A 19,941-nucleotide genomic window follows, 5' to 3' on the forward strand; every position below is an offset into this window, starting at 1 on the left:
TGCCCTCAGTTGCCGTTCGGGAACATGCGGGCGTTGCCGGGTTGGTAGCCGCTGCCCGGCGTCAGGAAGCGACGGCGCTGCTCGCGGCCTTGTTCGGCCGCTGCCGCCCGCTCGGCCTCGGACAAGCTCTGGGCGCGGCCATTGGCAGCGACGACGGCGGTGAGGTCGGCGAGCTGCTGCGCCTGAAGGGCTAGGAGTTGGTTGCCCGCCTGTGTCGCCTGCAGCGCGCCGGTCGCGCCCTGGCTCTGGCCGACCAGCGCCGACATCTCGCTGCGGTTGGTGTCGATGTTGCCGACGACGCCGGCCTGCACGCGCATCGCGTCCTGCAAGCCACCGACGGTGTTCTGCCAGCGCTCGCGCGCCTGCGTGACGAGCGCCTGATCGGAGGCGGACATCGAGGCATTGCCGTAGGTGGTCTGGAACGCGCGGTCGATCTGCTGGACGTTGAGCGCGATGCCCTGCGCCTGTTGCAGAAGCTGCTGCGTGCGCTGGACGGACTGCTGGAGCTGCTGGAGCGAGGAGTATGGCAGGCTCGCCAGGTTGCGGGCCTGATTGATCAGCATGGTCGCTTCATTCTGAAGCTGGGTGATCTGCTGATTGACCTGCTGGAGCGTGCGCGCCGCCGTCAACACGTTTTGCGCATAGTTGGTCGGGTCGTAGACGATCCACTGCGCCGCGGCCGGCGGCGTGAGGACAGGAGACAGAGCAAGAGGGGTCGCAAGAATTGCGGCCGTCATGCGCAGCGTGCGTGCGCGGCTTTGAAGGGAACGGGTCATGGGCGTACCTCCGGTTCGTTTTGGGGGATGACATTGGTGAGGCCGGCGATGAGGTCGGCAGCCCAGTCGAGCCGGTTCGCCGCGAGCCACTCGCGCAGGAACCCGTCCGTGCCGCTGCGGGCATGGACGTCGGCAATCATCGCGTGGTGCTGTTTCGACGAGGCCGCGCACAGCGCCAGGGCCACGTCCGACAGGCCCAGCTCGAACAGGCGATTGCCGCGCCGCGACTGGCAGTAGTAGTCGCGCTTGGGCATGGCCCGCGCGAGGATCTCGATCTGGCGGTCGTTGAGACCGAAGCGGCGGTAGATGGCGGTGATCTGCGGCTCGATCGCGCGCTCGTTGGGCAGAAGGATGCGCGTCTGGCAGCTCTCGATGATGGCCGGCGCGATCGCCGAGCCATCTATGTCCGATAGCGACTGAGTGGCGAAGATGACGCTGGCGTTCTTCTTGCGCAGTGTCTTCAGCCACTCGCGGAGCTGCCCGGCGAACCCTTCGTCGTCGAGGGCGAGCCAGCCCTCATCGACGATCAGGAGCGTCGGCCGGCCGTCGAGGCGGTCCTCTATGCGATGGAAGAGATAGGCGAGTACGGCGGCGGCTGCGCCCGTGCCGATAAGCCCCTCGGTCTCGAAGGCCTGGACGTTCGCCTCGCCGAGATGTTCGGCCTCGGCGTCGAGCAGCCGGCCATAGGGACCGCCGACGCAATAGGGTCGTAGCGCCTGCTTCAAGTCGTTGGACTGGAGCAGGACGGAGAGGCCCGTCAGCGTGCGTTCCGCGACGGGAGCGGACGCCAGCGAGGTCAGTGCCGACCAGAGATGCTCCTTCATCTCGGGGGTGACCGGTACGCTCTCGCGGGAGAGGATGGCGATCAGCCAGTCGGAGGCCCAGGCGCGCTCGGCGACGTCGTCGATGCGGGCCAGCGGCTGGAGCGACACGCTGTCGTCGTCGCCGTCGGTCAGCCCGCCGCCGAGATCATGCCAGTCGCCGCGCATGGCCAGCGCTGCCGCGCGGATCGATCCGCCGAAGTCGAAGGCGAAGACCTGGGATTGCGGATAGCGCCGGAACTGAAGCGCCATGAGTGCGAGCAGCACGGACTTGCCGGCGCCGGTCGGCCCGACGATCAGCGTATGGCCGACATCGCCGACGTGGATGGAAAGCCGGAACGGGGTCGAGCCCTCGGTTCTGCCGTAAAGCAGTGGGGGTGCATCGAAGTGCTCGTCCCGTTCCGGTCCCGCCCACACCGCTGACAGCGGGATCATGTGAGCGAGATTCAATGTGCTGATGGGCGGCTGGCGGACATTGGCGTAGACGTGGCCGGGCAGCGAACCGAGCCAGGCGTCCACGGCATTGATCGTCTCGGCCATCGCCGTGAAGTCCCGGCCCTGGATGACCTTCTCCACCAGCCGGAGCTTCTCGGCGGCGATGCGGGGGTCATCATCCCAGACCGTGATCGTCGCCGTCACATAGGCCTGGCCGGCATAGTCTGCGCCCAGCTCCTGCAGCGCCATGTCGGCGTCGGCCGCCTTGTTGGCCGCGTCGGTGTCAACGAGCGCCGAGGCCTCGTTGGTCATGATCTCCTTGAGGATGGCGGCGATCGACTTGCGCTTGGCGAACCACTGCCGCCGGATCTTGGTCAGCAGTTTGGTGGCGTCGGTCTTGTCGAGCATGATGGCCCGCGTCGACCAGCGATAGGGAAAGGCGAGCCGGTTCAGCTCGTCGAGAATGCCAGGCGTCGTCGCGGACGGGAAACCGACGATGGTGAGGATGCGCAGGTTCGTGTCGCCGAGACGCGGCTCGAGCCCGCCGATAAGCGGCTGATCGGCGAGCAGCGCGTCGAGATACATCGGCGTCTCGGGAACGCGGACGCGGTGCCGCTTCGTCGAGATGGTCGAATGCAGATAGGTCAGCGTCTCGGCGTCATCGAGCCACGCGCATTCTGGCATGAACGCGTCGATGAGATTGAGGATACGATCGGTGCGATCGACGAAGCCGCGCAGAATCTCATGCGCATCGACGCCAGCGTGGTCGCGACCCTCATAGAGCCAGGTCTCGGCACGCGCCGCGTCCTCGGCCGGCGGCAGGTACAGGAAGGTGAGGAAGTAGCTGGATTCGAAATGCGCGCCGGCTTCCTCGAAGTCGGCCTTGCGTTCGGCGTCCACCAGCGCGGAAGCGCTGTCGGCGAACGTGCTGGCCGGATAGGTCGCCGCGCCGTGGCGCTGCGCCTCGACGAAGATGGCCCAGCCGGAGCCGAGGCGACGGAAGGCATTGTTCAGCCGGCCGGCGACGGCGACCAGCTCGGCCGGCACGGCGCTGTCGAGATCTGGGCCGCGGAAGCGCGCGGTGCGCTGCAAGCTGCCATCCTTGTTGAGGACGACGCCTTCGCCGGCGAGCGCGGCCCAAGGCAGGAAATCGGCAAGCCGGGTGTTGCGGTTGCGGTACTCGGCAAGGTTCATCATCGCGCCGCTCCTCAGACCGACAGGTGACCGGGGATGCGCAGATGCTTGCGCACGACGTCGACGAACTGCGGATCGCGCTTGGCTGCCCAGACGGCGGCGAAGTGGCCGAGAGCCCAGAGGCCGAGACCGACCAGCCAGAGGCGAAGGCCGAGGCCGAGGGCTGCGGCCAGTGTCCCGTTGAGAATGGCGATCGAGCGCGGGGCGCCGCCGAGCAGGATGTGCTCGGTCAGCGCCCGGTGGACGGGCACGGAAAAGCCCGGAACCTCGCCGCCATGATCCGCGCCGTCGGCCATCAGACGAGCGCTCCGCCGCCGAACGAGAAGAACGACAGGAAGAAGCTGGACGCGGCGAAGGCGATCGACAGGCCGAACACGATCTGGATCAGCCGGCGTGCGCCGCCCGACGTATCGCCGAAGGCGAGCGTCAGGCCGGTGATGATGATGATCATCACGGCGATGATCTTGGCGACCGGCCCCTCGATCGATTCGAGGATCGACTGAAGCGGCGCTTCCCAGGGCATCGACGAACCGGACGCATGGGCGGCCGGCGCGAGGGCGAGCGTCAGGAAGGCGACGGACACCGCCGTGGCGATGTGGCGGCGAATGCGCAAAGCATGCTTGATCATGACGGGTCTCCTGTGAGGGGCTGGCTTGCTGGGGTGACGCGGTAGTCGCCGTCGGGGCCGAGGCCCTCGATGCGGGCGAGTTCGGCGAGGCGGCGTGAGGCGCCACGTCCGGAGAGCACTGCGACCAGATCGATCGTTTCGGCGATCAGCGCGCGAGGGACGGTCACCACAGCTTCCTGGATGAGCTGCTCCATGCGGCGCAGCGCTCCGATCGCGGTGCCGGCGTGAATGGTCCCCACGCCGCCGGGGTGGCCGGTGCCCCAGGCCTTCAGTAGGTCGAGCGCTTCAGAGCCGCGCACCTCGCCGATCGGAATGCGGTCGGGGCGCAGGCGCAGCGATGACCGGACAAGATCGGAGAGCGAGGCGACGCCGTCCTTAGTCCGCATGGCGACGAGATTGGGCGCCGCGCATTGCAGCTCGCGGGTGTCCTCGATCAGGACCACGCGATCCGAGGTCTTGGAGACTTCGGCCAGCAGCGCGTTGGTGAGGGTGGTCTTGCCGGTCGAGGTGCCGCCGGCGACGAGAATGTTGCGCCGATCCCCGACCGCCTGGCGCAGCGTCTCGGCCTGGCCCGCCGCCATGATGCCGGCGGCGACGTAATCGTCGAGCGTGAACACCGCCACGGCGGGCTTGCGGATCGCGAAGGCCGGCGCGGACACGACGGGGGGCAGCAGCCCCTCGAACCGCTCCCCCGTTTCGGGCAGTTCGGCCGAGACGCGTGGGGCGCCGGGATGGACCTCGGCGCCAACATGGTGCGCGACCAACCGGATGATGCGCTCGCCATCGGCTGGCGACAGCCGTTCACCGGTGTCGGAAAGACCCTCCGAGAGCTGGTCGACCCAGAGCCGCCCATCGGGGTTGAGCATCACCTCGACGATCGCGGGGTCTTCCAGAAACTGGGCGATGGCGGGGCCGAGCGCGGTGCGCAGCATGCGCGCGCCGCGAACGATCGCCTCGGATTTCTGGTGAGTTGATGCCACGTCGTCCCCGTTCTCTTGCGGGCCCGCGAAGTGCGGCCCTGGATCGGGGATGAGTAGAAGAGGCAGAATTTATGGTCTGACAACAACCATCATGTGGTCGTCGTACTGTGGCGTACAAAGACAGGGAAACGGCGAAACGCTGGAATACTTGCGCTTTGCGCCGCCGTGATTAATCCGCGTCGCGCGCGGGCGCGATGTCTTCTGAAATTTCCTGTCTGAGCTTCGGTCCCTGTGCGAGCCGTCGTCCGAGCGCGGTCACGAAGGCCTCATAGCGCTCCGCCGCCTTGGCGCGTGCCGCGACCTGCGCCGGTTCCGGGAGCGGTGGGTTGGAGGTCAGCCAGAAGCGTATGAACACGGCGAGCGTTTCAACGGAGATGCCAAGGTCGCGCTCCATGCGCGCCATTCGGCGGTCGAGCTGATCGAGCCGCTTTGTCGTCGCCGCTTCCTGCCGTTCCGCGGCGTCTGGCGAGAGGAAAGAGGCGATGCCGGCCTCGGCGACCAGCGAGAGGGAGAGATCGCGCCGCGCCGCATGGGCCGCCAGCGCCTTCATCACGTCCGGGTCGAGGTACACCGACAGCCTGTGCTTCTTTGGAGGTTTCGTCACCGGCGCCTCCTACAATTCGATGCCGTCGCCGGGATCGAGCGAGGCTTGGCGCGCGACCTGGCGCATCGTCTGCGTCACGCGGCTGAGGCGGGCGGCATCCTCGTCAGTGTCATCGCGCGGATCGATCTCGAACTCGTTTTCGATGACCGGCTTTCGCTCGACGGTCTGGGTGCGGCTCAGTTCGGGCTGATGCCGGCGCTCGGAATCCGTCGGATCGTCATCGACCGCATCATCCACGGCGATGGGCGCGTTCAGCACCGGCCGTTCAGGCAAAGCCAGCGTGCTCCAATCGTCTGCCTTTGCGCTTGCCGGTTTGGTCAGGCCGGGCGGCGTGAGGATGCGTTGCTGAAATCTCCGATCCTCATAGTAGCGGGCCTTCTTCGCGCGGATCGGCGGAATGCCGGCGACCATGACGATCTCGTCGGAGGGCGGGAGCTGCATGATCTCGCCGGGCGTCAGCAATTGCCGGGCGGTCTCCGAGCGCGACACCATCAAGTGGCCGAGCCAGGGCGAAAGTCGATGGCCGGCATAGTTCTTCATCGCTTTCATTTCCGTGGCGGTGCCGAGCGCGTCGGAGACGCGCTTGGCCGTGCGCTCGTCATTGGTCGCAAAGCTCACGCGGACATGACAGTTGTCGAGGATCGAGTTGTTGGGTCCGTAGGCCTTCTCGATCTGGTTCAGAGACTGAGCGATAAGGAACGCCTTCAGGCCGTAACCCGCCATGAACGCAAGGGCGCTCTCGAAGAAGTCGAGGCGGCCGAGCGCGGGAAACTCGTCGAGCATCAGCAGCAGCCGGTGTCGGTTGCCCTTCGCCTGCAGGTCCTCGGTCAACCGGCGCCCGACCTGATTGAGGATCAGGCGGATCAGCGGCTTGGTCCGGTTGATGTCGGACGGCGGGACCACGAGGTAGAGCGTGGTCGGATGCTTGCCACCGACCATGTCGGCGATGCGCCAGTCGCAACGGCGGGTTACTTCCGCGACAACGGGATCTCGGTAGAGCCCCAGGAATGACATCGCGGTCGACAGCACGCCGGACCGCTCGTTGTCGGATTTGTTGAGGAGCTCACGGGCCGCACTGGCGATGACGGGATGAGGTCCTGCCTCGCCGAGATGGGCGGTCTTCATCATCGCCGCCAAGGTCGACTCGATCGGCCGCTTCGGATCGGACAGGAAAGCGGCGACGCCGGCCAATGTCTTGTCTGCCTCGGCATAGAGGACGTGCAGGATCGCGCCGACCAGAAGCGCGTGCGATGTCTTCTCCCAGTGGTTCCGCTTTTCGAGCGAGCCTTCCGGGTCGACCAGGATATCGGCGATGTTCTGCACGTCACGGACTTCCCATTCGCCGCGGCGCACCTCGAGCAGCGGATTGTAGGCTGCCGACTTCGCGTTCGTGGGATCGAACAGCAGCACGCGGCCGTGCCGGGCGCGGTAGCCGGCGGTGAGCGCCCAATTCTCGCCCTTGATGTCGTGAACGATCGCCGAGCCCGGCCAGGTCAAGAGCGAGGGCACGACCAGCCCCACGCCCTTGCCGGAACGTGTCGGGGCGAAGCACAGGACGTGCTCGGGACCGTCATGGCGAAGATACTCACGCTCATGCTTGCCGAGCACGACGCCGTCCGGACCGAGGAGGCCGGCCGCCTTCACCTCTTCCGGCCGCGCCCAGCGGGCCGAGCCGTAGGTCTCCACGTTCTTCGCTTCGCGTGCCCGCCACACCGACATGCCGATCGCGACGGCGATGGAGATGAACCCGCCCGACGCCGCGATATAGGCGCCCTCGACGAAGATCGGCGGGGCATAGGCGTCGTAGAAATACCACCACCAGAAGAAAGCCGGCGGATAGTAGATCGGCCAGCCGGCAAGTTCGAACCAGGGCACCCCGAGCTGTGGCTGGAAGCCGAGCCGGTAGGCCGTCCATTGTGTCGCGCCCCAGGTCGTCATCAGCACGATCAGGGAGACGGTGAGGATCTGGCCCCAGAGGATCTTCGTCGCCGACATGGCGGGCACTCCTTTCTTGATTGGGCTACATGCCGAGGCCGCGATTGCGGCCGAAACTCCAGTCGACGCCGCCAGGGCCGCGCGAGACGCCCGAGACGTGCTGACCGAGCTGGCGTTCGAGGGAAGGAGACCAGGGCACGAGCTGGAAGCCGAGGCCGTCGTCGATCATGGCGAAGCGGCCCGAGGCGAGCGCGAAGCGCTGACGGTAGGTGCCCGCCACATATTCGCCCGTTCCGGCCTTGGTGAACTGACGCCCGGTTTCGGCGGCAAGCTTGGCGCCCAAAGCTTCCACCTCACGCTGGCGCAACTGGTCGATCAGCCCCGGCAAAAAGCTGACGCCGCGCGTCTGCCGCTCGGCGAGCCCCTGGGCGATGAGATGGTCGGCGCGCCGGTCCATCGCCTGACGCACCTCCGCGCCGAAGCCGCCGCCGCCGAGCGCTACCGGCTCGCGGGCGATGGCCTGCCGGTCGAGCCAGGTGGCGCCCGTCGCATGGACCTGTCGCTCGATATCGAGATCCGAGCGGACGGCGAGCGCGACGCGGCGCCGCCCCTGCGCGTCGTCGAACCTGCGCAGCTCGACGATCGAGCCTGGGGCGCTGTCGCCGGCGGCATCGAGGTCGGGCATTTTGATATGGTGGGTCCGCCCGTCCGTGCCGTCGACTACGGCATAGGCCGTACCCTTCAGCTCATCGTCGAGACCACGATCCACCAGCCGGCCAACAACGGGATCATCGAGGCTTTCGCCGGCGAGCACATAGCTCGCCGCGCCACGCTCGATGCCGCGTTCGGTCAGGCCGCGATGGATGCGCTTAATGATGTCGCCGCGCTCGCCGAGCGCGCGCAGCGTCGCCTCGGCATTCTCGGACACGACCCATTGGCCCGGCCCGACCTGATCGGCGAGGCCGAGCGTTTCCAGCTTGCGTAGCCGGCCGACCTTCATCGCGTGGAATTCGTCGGGCTGGCGGTCCGGGTGCGGCGCGAGATCGACGACGCCGGTGCGATAGCTGTCGCGGGCGAGCTGGCGATCGAGATTGGTCCAGCGCTCCGCCTCGATCTGTCGTTCGAGATTGCGGCGGATCTCGTGATCCGTGCGCGGTCCCAGCTCTTGGGTCACGAGGTCCTGCGCGCGGGCGCGCATGCCTTCCTTGATGTAGTCGCGGGAGATGACGAGGTCCTGGCCGTCCTCGGTGCGACCGCGCAGGATGATATGGACATGCGGGTTGTCGGTGTTCCAGTGATCGACGCCGACCCAGTCGAGCTTGGTGCCGAGGTCCTTCTCCATCTGTCCCATCAGGTCGCGGGCATAGGTCTTGAGATCGGACATCTCGGTCGCGTCCTCGGGCGACACGATGAAACGGAAGTGATGCCGGTCGTCCTGGGTGCGCTCGGCGAAGGCCTTGGGATCGGCGTCCTCGGTCTCCGGCCCGAAGAGCCTGGCCTTCTCGCCATCCCGGGTGACGCCCTCGCGGCGGAGATAGCTGAGGTGGGCGGAAAGCGGCGCGGCCCGCGCCGTATGGCGGACGACGCGCGTCTTGATGACCGTGTTGCGTGATCGGCTGGTCAGCAGCCGATTGGCCTGCACGGTCGCGCGCTGGCCGCGCCCGAACCGTGAGCGGTTGCCCGAGCCGATCTTGCCGGAGCGCGAGACGCTGCCGCCGGCGCGCTGGGCGGCCGCCAGCGCCTGCGCGATAAAGGGCCGCGCAGCTTGAGCCCGGGTCGAGCGGATGCGGCCAGGCCGAATGCGGAAATCGTCCTCTCCGCTCATGGCCGAGGCTCCGCACATCGCGCGAAGTCGAGGAAATGCCCCGATAAATCGCGAATGCGCAGGCTGCGCCGATCAGGCGCACCTCGCGCAAATGCGTCATAAGTCCCTGAAAAAACACGACCGCACCAAGCCGCACCTCGCGCGCTTTTATCTCGCCATCGTGCGGTTGTGCTGACTGCTCCTCCTCTCCGGACCGCCATTCGCCCGCCAGACCGCGCCACAGTGCGAACGGATGCGAACGCGGTCATCGCGGGCCACCGGGGACATTGCGTGCGACGAAAAGGCCATCGGTGCGCGAAGCCACCGGGCCTCGGTCGCGCGGTGGGGCGGCCGCCGTGACGTCACCGGGAGCGTCTTCGGACTGCACTGGCGCGGCAGGTCCGCTGCCGGTCGACTGCACGACGAAGAGCGGCGCCCGCGTCCAGGCGAGCGGATCGGCGGCCGCGACCACGACGGGGCCGGCGAGTTCACCGCCGCCGACAATGGGGGCGAGCGTCGCGACATAGGCACGCGTTTCGGCCGGCAATGGGCGGCCGGCGAGATACTCTTCGTAGCGGCCCGGGCCGGCGTTATAGGCCGCCAGGAAACCGGGCGATCCGTAGCGGTCGTGCATTTCTCGCAGATACGCGGCGCCTGCCAGAATGTTATCGCGCGGGTCGTAGGGATTTCCGCCGAGCCGATGGCGGATGCGCAGGTCGGCCCATGTGGCGGGCATGATCTGCATCAGGCCCATCGCGCCCGCCGACGAGATGGCGCGCACGTCGCCGGCGCTTTCGACCCGCATGACCGCGCGAATCCACGCTTCGGGTACGCCGAACCGCTGCGCCGCCTCGGCGATATAAGCGTCATAGGGATCGCTGCGTGACGGCCGCTCGACCGGCGTCTGCTGGGCGTAGGCACTGCTCGCGACCGGTGCGGCGAGGATCAGGCCGGAAAGGAGAAGGAGGGCAGCACGTCGGAGGGTGATCCTCCCTCCGACGGCGGGCTGATGGCGCGCGGCGGGCATGGTTCAGTCCCGCTCGCCGCGCTTCGGCGGGCGATTCCAGTGCAGGCCCCAGGCGGATTTGTCATCGGCCGACTGGAACAGGTTGGCGCGGATCGGATGGTCGAAGGTCGGATCGTCGAGCTGCAGCGAGACATATTCGCCGGCCTTCTCGCCGGTGCGCTTCCAGCCCGCGCCGATCTCCGCGCCGGTCTCGTTGCTCATGGTGTCGAGCACATGGACTCGGTAGTCGGGCGCGTTCTCGACATCGGACGGTTCGGCCGCGACGATGATGATGTCCTGATGCAAGGACAGCGTCGTCAAGTGGCCGATGAAGCCATCATTTTCGCGCATGAATTGACCGATCACGGGCATGAGTCGTCTCCTTCAGATTGCGGTGGACAGAGTCATGGACGGGCCGTCACCGCGTCGGCGCGCGCCAGACGAAGCGGCCATCGGCGTCCTCGTCGGTGTAGAGAGGGGTGGCCCGGCCGATCACGGCGGTGGCCGGAAGCGGGCCGAAATAGCGGCCGTCGAGGCTGTCGCGGACCTGCCAGTTCATCAGGAACAGCTCGCCGGCCGCGACCAATCGGCAGCCCTGCCAGATCGGGAGCGGACGGCCGCCGCGATCACGGTCGAGGGCGTCGCCCATCGGCAGGCCGTCGACGGTGATGGCGAGCCCGGTCCGGCAGACGCGCTGTCCTGGGAGCGCGGCGACGCGCTTCAGCAGCGGCACGCCGCGCGGCAGATAACCGCCATCGGACAGGAAGGTGGCGAGCGGTTCGGGGGCATCCACCGCGACCAGATCGGTCACGGCGACCGGGCCGGGTTCGTCGATCGTGTAAAGGCCGACCGGCGTGCTGGCGGACGCATTCCAGATCAGCTTCGGCGCGAACGATGCCACTGAGGCGATGCCGAGAAGGGACACGGCCGCTGTCGTGACGATGGCGTAGGAGAGCCGGGTCATGCGCCGATCTCCCGGCGCAGGAGAAAGGCGCGATGCTGGTGCGGACCATAAGCGCGCGGCGTTTCGCCGACGGTCACCCGGTTGTGGACGTGGCGCCAATGGTCGGGCGAAACCTCGATCGGGTCGATGCCGCGCGCCTCGATGGCATCGATGAGCTGGAGCACGCGCTCAACCTTCGGCCAGCCATCGACATGCAACAGAACCTCTGCGCCGGGCGTGACCGTCGGAACCGTCTGGCACGCTGCGTCGCGCTCAACCGTGCGCAGGATGTCGAGCCGCGAGAGAACGGTGCCATGCTCGTTCGCCGCCCAGCGCACGAGCGCGAAGACGCTGCCGGGAGGGAAGAAGAGGATGCGACGGCGGCGGTCGAGGATCTGCTCGCGCCGCTCGCGGCCGAAGCGGACCCAGTGCTCCGTCTGCTTCTCGATCCAGACGAGTTCGACCTGGGTGAACGCTTCGGGCGGCAGCTCGGCGGCAGCACGGCCGACGCATTCTGGCGCGGCGACAAGGCCGGTCATTGTGCTTCTCCTGACGGGGGCGGGAATTCGCGCTCGAACAGCGCGCGCAGCATGTCGGCGACGGTCTGGCCGCGCTGAAAGGCGGCGATCTTGATGCGGCCGCGCATGTCGGCGGTGACGTCGATCGTCAGCCGGGCCGAGAAGTCCTCGGCGGGCTGGTTGCGGGAGGCCCGGCGGTCGGGCGCCTTTATCCAGTCTTCGGGATCGGCGGGACGCGCCGCAAAGCTGCGTTTCGGGGACCGCTCGCTCATGCGCCGATCCTCGCGACTTCCGCCGCGAGCGCTGCGATCTCGCGCGCGCCGGGGCAATCCTCGTCCTGCTCGGCAGCGAGCCGGCCGGTCTGCACGACGTCGGCGAAGACGATGCGCTGGCCGATCGTGGTCGAGAGCAAGGGTGGGTCGTGATCCGCCAGCGTCTCGGCGGTCTCGCGCGCCAACACCGTGCGGGCTGCGCAGCGGTTCAGCACGAAGCGCGCGGCGAGCTGCGGGCGGTAGATGCGCGCCTCGCCGAGCAGCGCGAGCATCTCGGCCGACGCCCAGCCATCGAGTGGCGATGGCTGCACCGGGATCAGCACGAGGTCGGCCGCAAGCAGTGCCGAGCGCATCAGCCCGGCGACGCGCGGCGGGCCGTCGATGACGACATGGTCGGCGTCGCGAGCGAGCTCCGGCGCTTCACGGTGGAGCGTGTCGCGGGCGAGGCCCACGACGCCGAACAGCCGCTCCAGCCCCTCCCGGCTGCGTTGCTGCGACCAATCGAGCGCCGAGCCTTGCGGATCGGCGTCGATCAGCGTGACGCGCTGTCCACGGCGAGCCCATTCACCAGCGAGGTGCAGGGCGAGCGTCGTCTTGCCGACGCCGCCTTTCTGGTTGAGCAGCGCGACAATCATGACGGTCTCCCAGCGATCGGGGACTCGTCCACAGCGGCCGAAAAACGCGGTCGCGTTAGAAAGATTCCGTAGGAATCTAAGTTAGATAAGTTAGAGGGCGCGTAAGCTGCTGATTCAGCGCGAGGAATCGACGATTCCGGTCCCCGATAGCACGAGAGTCCGGTCCCCGATGGCACGATAGTGCCGGTCCCTGATAGCACGAGACGATTCACAGCTTATCCCCAGGGCGAGATTTGGTGCGGCGACGGCGGCGCGGGATGCCGAGGGCATCCGGATCGGTCGGCACGAAAGACAGGATTTCTGGTCCGCCGAGGCACTGCTCGATGGTCAGGCGGTAGCCGGGAAGCGGCTGGCGTTTGACAATGTCGCGCAGGTCGTAGGCGAAATGCTTGAGGGGCGAGAGGCTGCCGGACTTGGCGTGGAGGTGCGGGAAATCGAAGCTCCAGCCGAACTCCTGTTTGCCGCCGTGCTTCCGCACCAAGCGATAGAGCCAGCGTTCCAGCCCGCCGGTCAGACCAAAATAGTTGCGGTCGATGGTCAGCACGAGCGCGTCGTCGAGCACGGCGCCGTAGAACCAGTCGGGCACGATCAACTCGAGGCCGAGCGGCCGGCCGCGATGATCGGCGCGCTCCTTCCACTCGTTGATCCAGGAGAAGCGGTGCATCCGCCGCTCGGTCGGCTGGCGGATGGAGGTCGCCACCGTGGTCGATTGAAGCCGGTCGAGCGCCGCCTTCAGGCGGTCGTAATCGCGGAGCGACACGCCGCGGCCGATGAAGTTCAGGATTTCATAGGGGGTGGTCGCCATCAGCCGCGACGGTCGCAAGCCGACGTCACGCGCCTCGACGATCTGCGAGGCGGCCCAGATCAGGACATCCGCGTCCCAGATCGTGGCCATGCCGTGCTCGGGCACGGCCTCGACGCGGATCTTTACCGAGCCCGCCCTGAAATCGATCGGCGCCAGGCGCTTCGACTTGGCGAGTGAGAAGAAGGGATAGGCCATGAGGTCTTGCGCATCGCGAGGTGCAAGATCGCCGGGCAGCGCCCGGAACAGATCGAGCTGCGCACGCTCATCGCGATACTGGTGACGGAACGACATGGCGCGCCGTCTCAGCGGGCAAAGCGCCCGCCGGCAGTGGCGGAGGATTTAGCCTGAGGTTTGGCTGGCAGCACGGTGCCGGCCCGTGGGTCTGAGGTTGAGGTTACGAGGCCTCGATCAGCCCAGTGTTGAAGGTCTTCGACAGAATAGACGACGCGTCCGCCGAGCTTGCGGTAGGCTGGGCCGGTTCCGTAGGTCCGATGCTTTTCGAGAGTGCGCTCCGAAAGGCCGAGAAGGCGTGCTGCTTCTTGAGTCCTTAGAAATCGCGGGGGTAATGTGGGGGCTACATCGCGCATTATCGAACCTCCGTGGTGTCGTAGGTCGCCGCTTCGGATGAGTGGCGGCTCAGGAGCACGGTGGAGGGATGGCGATGGGCGCACGATGTCGAAGTTAGGAAACTAAAATCGACACGTTGGATGTAGCTGGCGTGCGACCGAGGGCCGCTACCGCGTTCGCCTCGGTCGACGTAGAAGGGAGAAATAGCCTCCGCGAACGAGCTTCATTCCGTCGCGTGCGAGGCGAATAGTAGTTTCGCGGACAGCACTGCCGGCCCACGAGGCGGCTTCGATCTCGTGCCGGGGAAACATCGCTTCGGCGACTGCTCGGTATGTGGCGCCAGTTGACCGACCGTCGACTACACGAAGCATCTGTCGGACGCGCAAGAGGCGCTGAGGTGTTAGCCGCGGATCCGCAGGGATGCGTTTTCCGGTGGCCATTGCCCAGAATCTGGCGAGGGCTGTTAGTCTGTCGTGGACCTTGTCATCCAGCAGGATGAGTGCCGCGGCGCTCGCCTGGCCAGTTTCCCGCATAACGACATCGAAGGAGGCACCGTGCGCTTCCAAGCGCACTAGGGCCGCTTCGTCATGCCATCGCGCACCGCGATGCGCACTTTCAAGATCGAGCGGGAACGTCTCCACGGATTCGGAGCCGGGATCGAGGAGGATCGTCGCGGGATCGCTCTCCGGTTTCCAGAATATCTCTTGGCTCGTGGCAGGGAATTTTGGATCGAGGGCGAAAGCGCAACCCCCAGTGCCGAGCAAACTGCTCAGCGGCGACAGTTGAAAGCTGATTGTCCTGAAGAAGGCCTTGGTATCCGTGTTGGTAATCGGCGTTCCTTCGCAGGAACTCCCAGGCCAGTCCGCTAGGGTTTAAGCTATCGACGTAATCGTAGGCGGACTCCATCCGCCAACTTTCGTCCTCTGACATCCTCCGGTTCCTCCGCGCATAACTACGCAACGCGAGTTGTATGTCGGACACGATTCCAAGTTGTTTCCGCATCGGGAAGAACGAAGGCTGATACACGCTATGCATGAATCGCATCACCTCAGCATGGCGGCCGTCTTACCAGGGAGGAGTATCCGTTCTCGGTCATCCATTTCGCGCGAGTGAGGTGTGCGGCGTAGACGTTCCAGGCACGATCAGGTTCGGCAGTCGCAGAGATGCCAAACAGGGTGTATACAACCTCGCTCCAGCTTGCGCCCTGAGCTTCAGCGTCCAGAAGGCGAAGGTACAATTTGGCATGCGCTTCGTCGTAGGCGGTAAGCGCCTGATCAGTCGGAGGCTGATCTAAGAATTCATCTTGTCGCACGGTGACCCCCGCCGAGAGATGTACCCGGTCTACAGCCGGTTGTTAACGATGATTTGATGGCGCGTGTTGCGCTCGCGACCTGCTCGGTCAAGGGCTCGTCGGTGAGACGCTGCCGATCAATGGTCGGCCTTATCGTGTACAAGCATCACTCCCACGCCTTGGGCGGAGTTCAGCAAGACGATGCCGTTTCGCTCAAAGGCGCGTCTCACTTCGTCGCGCGTGGTTTCGTAAACCTGGAGCCCGCTTTCGGATTCCAAGCGCTTCAGCGCGGTTAGTGAGACCCGGGCCTTGTCAGCGAGCGTCTCCTGTGTCCAGCCCAGCAACGCGCGTGCGGCCCGTGATTGTCGGGCGGTGATCATGCATGATCACCTCCCACTCGGACCCATACGCACGCCAGAACTACGACTATAATAGTCGCCCATGGCCACCTTGGCGAGGCCAAATGCTTCGTGCGGGGAGGTTTGTGGCAGGAGCTCCGACGAACTGATTCGGTCGTCTCGGGGTGCTGAAGACCACTGGGTTGATGCCGAGCTTCACCGTGCAACCCGACGCCATGCGTCTGGCCGATAGATGTTGATGCCTCATCGCAGCCAATTTCTTGGACGGTTGGTAATGAAATACGGACCAGTGATGATCGATTGTCGTGGCCCTTGAGTGATAGCTAGAGCGGCACAAGAACTTCAACGGAGGCAAAAGAATGAAGCGCCGCGAGGCATTACTTACATTTTGCGCTGCTGCCGCTGTCACGACTGTCGGCGCGATGCCGGCCGCTGCGCAAGCGCTAAGGACTTCCAATATCGGCTATGGCTTCCACGCCCGAGTGAAAGCCAAGCCCGGCATGGGCGACGCGCTGGTCGATCTCCTTTTCGAGGCTCCCGGGTTCTCCGTCGCTGAATGCCCTGTGTTTCTGATCGGTCGCTCAAAGAGCGACCCGGACTTGGTGTTCGTCACCGAAGGATGGACCAGCGAAGAGGCGCATAAGCGCTTCTCCGAAGCGCCGAATGCGAAAGCCTACACCGCAAGGTTTGCGCCGCTGGTGGATGACTGGTCGATGGTGGACGAGGTGCCACTGGGCGGGAAGGCCGTCCTAGGCTGAGCCGCCGAGAGACCAGGCGCCCGCGCCGCGCCCTGTCCGTAGGACCGATCAACGAACGCGCATGAGGAATTAGGATGTCAGTACGGCGAAGCAATTGGCTTCGGAGCTTGGCGGCGGGCTTGTTTGCAAGCACCTGCGCGTCTTCAGGAGTAGTGGCTCATGCGGAACCTCTCCCGCAATCGCCTGTCGTGGAAACCGTCTACGGCAAGGTCCAGGGCGTCGTTGAGGGGGGCGATCTGCTTGCCTTCAAGGGCATTCCCTATGCCGCAGATACCGGCGGCGCGAACAGGTTTCTTCCGGCCAAGGACCGCGAGCCTTGGTCGGGGGTCCGGGATGCGGGAGCCTACGGCGACTATTGTCCGCACGCCCAGATCATGCCTGGCTTCGAACGCCAGAGCGAGGACTGCCTTCTGGCGAACATCTGGACGCCCGCCGTCTCGGGCTCCCGACCGGTCATGGTCTGGTTTCACGGCGGTGCCTACAACGCGATATCGGAATTAGCCGAAGGTGCATCTCTCGCTCGCCGAGGCGATGTCGTCGTCGTCACGGTAAATCATCGCCTCGGCGCCCTGGGCTTTCTTCAACTCGGTCCTGAGTTCGGATCTGCGTATGCAAGCTCAGCCAACGTGGGAATGCTTGATCTCGCGAAGGCGTTACAGTGGATCAAGGCGAACATCGCTCGGTTTGGCGGCGATCCCAATAATGTAACCATCTTCGGTCGATCCGGCGGCGGTTCCAAGGTTGCGCATGCGTTCGCGATGCCAGCGTTCTCCGGGCTGTTCGATCGCGGTATCGTCATGGCCGGACATGATCTCTGGAAGGAAAACCGGCAAGAGGACAGTGCGGCGGCGTCGAGCCAAATCTTGGCTGACCTGAACGTTCAGCCGGGCGATCTGCAACGGCTTCAGTCTCTCAGCACATCGGAGGTGCTCGCGGCCTTCGGAAACGTCAAGGCCAATATGGCTCCGACTTCAGGCTCGGGGTATCGTCCGTGGATAAACTTCGACCTGCTTGCGCCCGTTGTCGATGGCGTGACGCTCACCGAGCCGCTGCGGGATACCCTTTCGCAAGGCCGCGGAGCGGACGTGCCGATGATGCTCGGCATCGCACGCTTCGAACATTGGTACCGCGTCGCAGCCGAAGCAAAGTTTGGGTGGATGACCGAGACCGATCTCGATGAGATGCTCGCTCCGCATCTAGGCCCTCGCAGCGCTGAGATCATCGGCAGATATAGACAAACAAGTCCGTGGGCGTCGCCCTCGACGCTGCTAGCGGAGATCGTCACAGACCGCGACTGGTGGATGCCGCATGTGCGGCTTGCAGAAGCCAGAGCGGCTGCTGGCGCCCCGGCGTATGTTTACTTTTTCAATGCGGGCAACGGCGCAAGCGTACCTTATGATCTCTTGATGGGTACTGCGACGGGTTCGAGCGAGTACGCGCAGGCGTTGGCAGGGCAGGTCACCGATGCGTTCGTCGCGTTTGCCCGCACCGGAAATCCGAACCACGCACGACTCCCCAACTGGGCTCCATACTCTGCCGACGCTCGGGAGGTGATGATCCTGGATTTCAACAGCGAATTGCGGCGCGACCCTTGGAAGGATCGGCGCCTCGTTTGGGAACCATGACGAAGCTGGTGGGCCACCGCAGGGGTCCGGAGCGTCGCCGGTGTGGCGGGCAGTGAGAGGGAAGGCAAACCATGAATAGCCTTTTGGCGGCTGCGATTGCAGCCCATGGCGGCTTGCAGCGGTGGAATGAAATCATGGCTGTAGTGGTCGATTTTCAAAGCAGGGGAAGGCTGCTCGAAATAAAAGGGGCCGACTCGACCGAGACCCGGCAGATGACCGTGCAAGCGCATACCCAGCGGGCGGCGATGTCTCCGCTGGGCGGAGAGACGGTTGCGGCATTCGAACCAGCGCGAGTTGAGATCGCGGCGTGGGGAGGCCGCGTCATTGCTGCCCGGGATGATCCTCGCCTTTCATTCTTCGGTCATGACTTGGCGACTCCCTGGGATCCGATCCAGCGCGCTTACTTCGGCAGTTACGCGATGTGGAGTTATCTGACGGTCCCGTTCTCCCTGACCATGGAAGGCGTTCAGATTTGGGATATCGACCCGATCGAGGATAGGGGGGAGGAGCTGCGGGGCATCCGCGCTGTGATGCCGGCGGGGATTGCGACGCATAGCCGGGCTCAAGAGTTCTACTTTGACGCTGACATGATGCTGCGAAGGCAGGACTACACGCTCGACATTGCCGGCGGGTTCAACGTTGCAAATTATGCGATCGACCCGATTGAGGTTGAGGGGCTCACGTTCATGTCGAAGCGTCGGGCATATACCGCTTCCAAGAAATACGACGTTATGCGCGATACCGTGATGGTGGCCTTGGACATGTCGAATTTCCGGATCCTCATTAATAATTAAGCGAACGTGTGGGTGAGGTGCGAATGAGCGAAGAAAATAAGAAGATTGTGGCTGAGTATTTCAGCGCGGTGTCAAACGGAGAGATCGAGAAGCTTAATGATCTTTTGAGCGATGATCTCGTTTGGCATCAGCCTGGTTCTAGTGATCTATCTGGGACGCATCGCGGAAGAGGCGCTGTCTTTGAGCTTATCGGTAAGTTCATGGAGCGAAGCGAAGGCACGTTCAAATTTGATCGTATAGGCCGCCTGCTCGCCAATGGCGACCTTATCGCGGTTACCCTCCAATTCTCGGCGAGTGCCGGGGCGCGCTCGATGTCAATGGAGGGGATCGATCTTCTTCGTGTCAGCAATGGCAGAATCGAAGAGGTCTGGCTTTTCTCAGATGATCAGTTGGCCGAAGACGCATTCTGGAAACTGGACCACTGACCCGCATCCCTTGGGTCGCACCAGGGAGGCCCCGGCCTTAAGGCCGGGGCCTTTTTTGTCGCCTCAGTCGCCGCGCCGCCCGTTGGGGCGGGACCAGATCAGCGAGAAGGTATCTTCGCCCTCGTCATCGAAGAGGTTAGCGTAGATCGGGGCGTTGAAGCTCGGATCGTCGAGCTTGAGGCCCAGATAGTCGCGGCCCTCGTTGGAGCGCTTGGACCAGGCGGCGCCGATCTCGGCGCGGCCGACCAGGACCCGGTGGCTGGGAGCGTTCTCGCCGGTGGCGCGCTGGTCGGGGACGATGCGCACGTTCTTGGCCTGGACGCTGAGGGTAACGATGTCGCCGGTGAACTCGTTCGAGCCGGTTTTCTTGAAGGTGCCGATGGTCGCCATTGTAAGTCTCCGTTTTCCGTTCCCGAGCCCGCACCATTGCGGCCTCGATGGCGATCGGTTGGACGGAGGCGATCGACGGCGCACCCCGAAGGGGCCTGACAGCTAAGGAGGGCTTTCTTGTCTCGCGAGGAATGACGGCGCAGCCGGCAGGGGAAGAAAGTTTGACGCGGCTGTTGCGTCATAGGCGATCGAGGCGAAGCCGGCCTTCGGCCAGATCAGGCCATTGGAGAGGCCGTTTGGAGCGGTCGCGTGACGGACTGAAAGGGAGAGATGGCGTCCCACCGCCGCCGCCAAGATGACATCGCCACGAACCTAACAGGCGAGCAATGTTTCTCTGGCCGGGCCGATCACGGCATCCTGACCCGGCCTGCCTCTG

25 protein-coding genes are annotated in these 19,941 nt (G+C 65.2%); 4 read left to right on the forward strand and 21 right to left on the reverse strand.

Going from position 1 to position 19,941, the window contains the following annotated elements; genetic code table 11:
* Positions 1 to 5: 5 nt before the first annotated feature.
* The 20 genes from trbJ to AC13QY_RS17425 all read right to left on the reverse strand — a co-directional run bounded on the left by trbJ (position 6) and on the right by AC13QY_RS17425 (position 15,594).
* On the reverse strand, positions 6 to 776 hold the full coding sequence (trbJ, locus tag AC13QY_RS17330; protein ID WP_488493697.1) for a P-type conjugative transfer protein TrbJ: 771 nt from the start codon (positions 774 to 776) through the stop codon (positions 6 to 8).
* Entirely contained in the window at positions 773 to 3,229 is a 2,457-nt protein-coding gene (trbE, locus tag AC13QY_RS17335) for a conjugal transfer protein TrbE (protein WP_488493698.1), read from the reverse strand. Before trbE ends, trbJ begins: the two co-directional genes overlap by 4 nt.
* Positions 3,230 to 3,240: 11 nt before the next feature.
* Complete coding sequence (locus AC13QY_RS17340) at positions 3,241 to 3,522, reverse strand: VirB3 family type IV secretion system protein (protein WP_271199532.1); 282 nt, start codon at positions 3,520 to 3,522, stop codon at positions 3,241 to 3,243.
* On the reverse strand, positions 3,522 to 3,854 hold the full coding sequence (locus AC13QY_RS17345; RefSeq protein ID WP_488493699.1) for a TrbC/VirB2 family type IV secretion system protein: 333 nt from the start codon (positions 3,852 to 3,854) through the stop codon (positions 3,522 to 3,524). The genes AC13QY_RS17340 and AC13QY_RS17345 overlap by 1 nt, the downstream gene beginning before the upstream one ends.
* The gene (gene trbB, locus AC13QY_RS17350; protein ID WP_488493700.1) at positions 3,851 to 4,834 is read right to left on the reverse strand and encodes a P-type conjugative transfer ATPase TrbB; all 984 of its coding nucleotides are present in this window, start codon (positions 4,832 to 4,834) and stop codon (positions 3,851 to 3,853) included. Before trbB ends, AC13QY_RS17345 begins: the two co-directional genes overlap by 4 nt.
* A 169-nt stretch (positions 4,835 to 5,003) precedes the next feature.
* Complete coding sequence (locus AC13QY_RS17355; RefSeq protein ID WP_488493701.1) at positions 5,004 to 5,438, reverse strand: CopG family transcriptional regulator; 435 nt, start codon at positions 5,436 to 5,438, stop codon at positions 5,004 to 5,006.
* Positions 5,439 to 5,447: 9 nt separating this feature from the next.
* On the reverse strand, positions 5,448 to 7,433 hold the full coding sequence (locus AC13QY_RS17360; RefSeq protein WP_488493702.1) for a conjugal transfer protein TraG: 1,986 nt from the start codon (positions 7,431 to 7,433) through the stop codon (positions 5,448 to 5,450).
* Positions 7,434 to 7,458: 25 nt separating this feature from the next.
* A complete protein-coding gene (locus tag AC13QY_RS17365) occupies positions 7,459 to 9,198 on the reverse strand; it encodes a relaxase/mobilization nuclease domain-containing protein (RefSeq protein WP_488493703.1) in 1,740 nt (579 codons plus the stop codon).
* 244 nt (positions 9,199 to 9,442) lie between these two features.
* Positions 9,443 to 10,204: a lytic transglycosylase domain-containing protein gene (locus tag AC13QY_RS17370; RefSeq protein ID WP_488493704.1), complete on the reverse strand. Its 762-nt coding sequence runs from the start codon at positions 10,202 to 10,204 to the stop codon at positions 9,443 to 9,445.
* A gap of 3 nt (positions 10,205 to 10,207) precedes the next feature.
* Positions 10,208 to 10,555, reverse strand: coding sequence for a DUF736 domain-containing protein (locus AC13QY_RS17375; RefSeq protein WP_488493705.1), 348 nt, complete (start codon positions 10,553 to 10,555; stop codon positions 10,208 to 10,210).
* A gap of 46 nt (positions 10,556 to 10,601) precedes the next feature.
* Positions 10,602 to 11,147 (reverse strand): S26 family signal peptidase, encoded by a 546-nt coding sequence (locus AC13QY_RS17380; RefSeq protein WP_488493706.1) that lies wholly within the window; start codon positions 11,145 to 11,147, stop codon positions 10,602 to 10,604.
* Positions 11,144 to 11,665: a DUF2840 domain-containing protein gene (locus AC13QY_RS17385; RefSeq protein WP_488493707.1), complete on the reverse strand. Its 522-nt coding sequence runs from the start codon at positions 11,663 to 11,665 to the stop codon at positions 11,144 to 11,146. The genes AC13QY_RS17380 and AC13QY_RS17385 overlap by 4 nt, the downstream gene beginning before the upstream one ends.
* Positions 11,662 to 11,916, reverse strand: a complete 255-nt coding sequence (locus tag AC13QY_RS17390; RefSeq protein ID WP_488493708.1) for a ribbon-helix-helix protein — start codon at positions 11,914 to 11,916, stop codon at positions 11,662 to 11,664. The genes AC13QY_RS17385 and AC13QY_RS17390 overlap by 4 nt, the downstream gene beginning before the upstream one ends.
* Entirely contained in the window at positions 11,913 to 12,551 is a 639-nt protein-coding gene (gene parA, locus AC13QY_RS17395; protein WP_037455276.1) for a ParA family partition ATPase, read from the reverse strand. Before parA ends, AC13QY_RS17390 begins: the two co-directional genes overlap by 4 nt.
* A gap of 208 nt (positions 12,552 to 12,759) precedes the next feature.
* A complete protein-coding gene (locus tag AC13QY_RS17400) occupies positions 12,760 to 13,647 on the reverse strand; it encodes a replication initiator protein A (RefSeq protein ID WP_488493709.1) in 888 nt (295 codons plus the stop codon).
* 11 nt (positions 13,648 to 13,658) lie between these two features.
* On the reverse strand, positions 13,659 to 13,943 hold the full coding sequence (locus AC13QY_RS17405) for a helix-turn-helix transcriptional regulator (RefSeq protein WP_488493710.1): 285 nt from the start codon (positions 13,941 to 13,943) through the stop codon (positions 13,659 to 13,661).
* A gap of 147 nt (positions 13,944 to 14,090) precedes the next feature.
* A complete protein-coding gene (locus AC13QY_RS17410; RefSeq protein ID WP_488493767.1) occupies positions 14,091 to 14,456 on the reverse strand; it encodes a DUF2285 domain-containing protein in 366 nt (121 codons plus the stop codon).
* Positions 14,457 to 14,538: 82 nt separating this feature from the next.
* Positions 14,539 to 14,967: a transcriptional regulator domain-containing protein gene (locus AC13QY_RS17415; protein WP_488493711.1), complete on the reverse strand. Its 429-nt coding sequence runs from the start codon at positions 14,965 to 14,967 to the stop codon at positions 14,539 to 14,541.
* Between the two features lie 4 nt (positions 14,968 to 14,971).
* Positions 14,972 to 15,235 (reverse strand): DNA -binding domain-containing protein, encoded by a 264-nt coding sequence (locus AC13QY_RS17420; RefSeq protein WP_488493712.1) that lies wholly within the window; start codon positions 15,233 to 15,235, stop codon positions 14,972 to 14,974.
* Positions 15,236 to 15,351: 116 nt separating this feature from the next.
* Entirely contained in the window at positions 15,352 to 15,594 is a 243-nt protein-coding gene (locus AC13QY_RS17425; protein ID WP_488493713.1) for a helix-turn-helix domain-containing protein, read from the reverse strand.
* Between the two features lie 338 nt (positions 15,595 to 15,932).
* Here AC13QY_RS17425 and AC13QY_RS17430 point away from each other — a divergent pair, with 338 nt between their 5' ends.
* The 4 genes from AC13QY_RS17430 (at position 15,933) to AC13QY_RS17445 (ending at position 19,175) form a co-directional block, all read left to right on the forward strand.
* On the forward strand, positions 15,933 to 16,331 hold the full coding sequence (locus AC13QY_RS17430) for a putative quinol monooxygenase (RefSeq protein ID WP_488493714.1): 399 nt from the start codon (positions 15,933 to 15,935) through the stop codon (positions 16,329 to 16,331).
* Positions 16,332 to 16,519: 188 nt separating this feature from the next.
* Positions 16,520 to 17,956 (forward strand): carboxylesterase/lipase family protein, encoded by a 1,437-nt coding sequence (locus AC13QY_RS17435; RefSeq protein WP_488493715.1) that lies wholly within the window; start codon positions 16,520 to 16,522, stop codon positions 17,954 to 17,956.
* Between the two features lie 71 nt (positions 17,957 to 18,027).
* Positions 18,028 to 18,750: a hypothetical protein gene (locus tag AC13QY_RS17440; RefSeq protein WP_488493716.1), complete on the forward strand. Its 723-nt coding sequence runs from the start codon at positions 18,028 to 18,030 to the stop codon at positions 18,748 to 18,750.
* Between the two features lie 23 nt (positions 18,751 to 18,773).
* Positions 18,774 to 19,175, forward strand: a complete 402-nt coding sequence (locus tag AC13QY_RS17445; RefSeq protein WP_488493717.1) for a nuclear transport factor 2 family protein — start codon at positions 18,774 to 18,776, stop codon at positions 19,173 to 19,175.
* A gap of 63 nt (positions 19,176 to 19,238) precedes the next feature.
* On the opposite strand, the gene AC13QY_RS17450 is transcribed toward AC13QY_RS17445, so the two are convergent.
* Entirely contained in the window at positions 19,239 to 19,565 is a 327-nt protein-coding gene (locus AC13QY_RS17450) for a DUF736 domain-containing protein (RefSeq protein ID WP_008125143.1), read from the reverse strand.
* Between the last annotated feature and the right edge of the window lie 376 nt (positions 19,566 to 19,941).

Source organism: Martinezella sp. CNPSo 3795 (genome assembly GCF_057784475.1).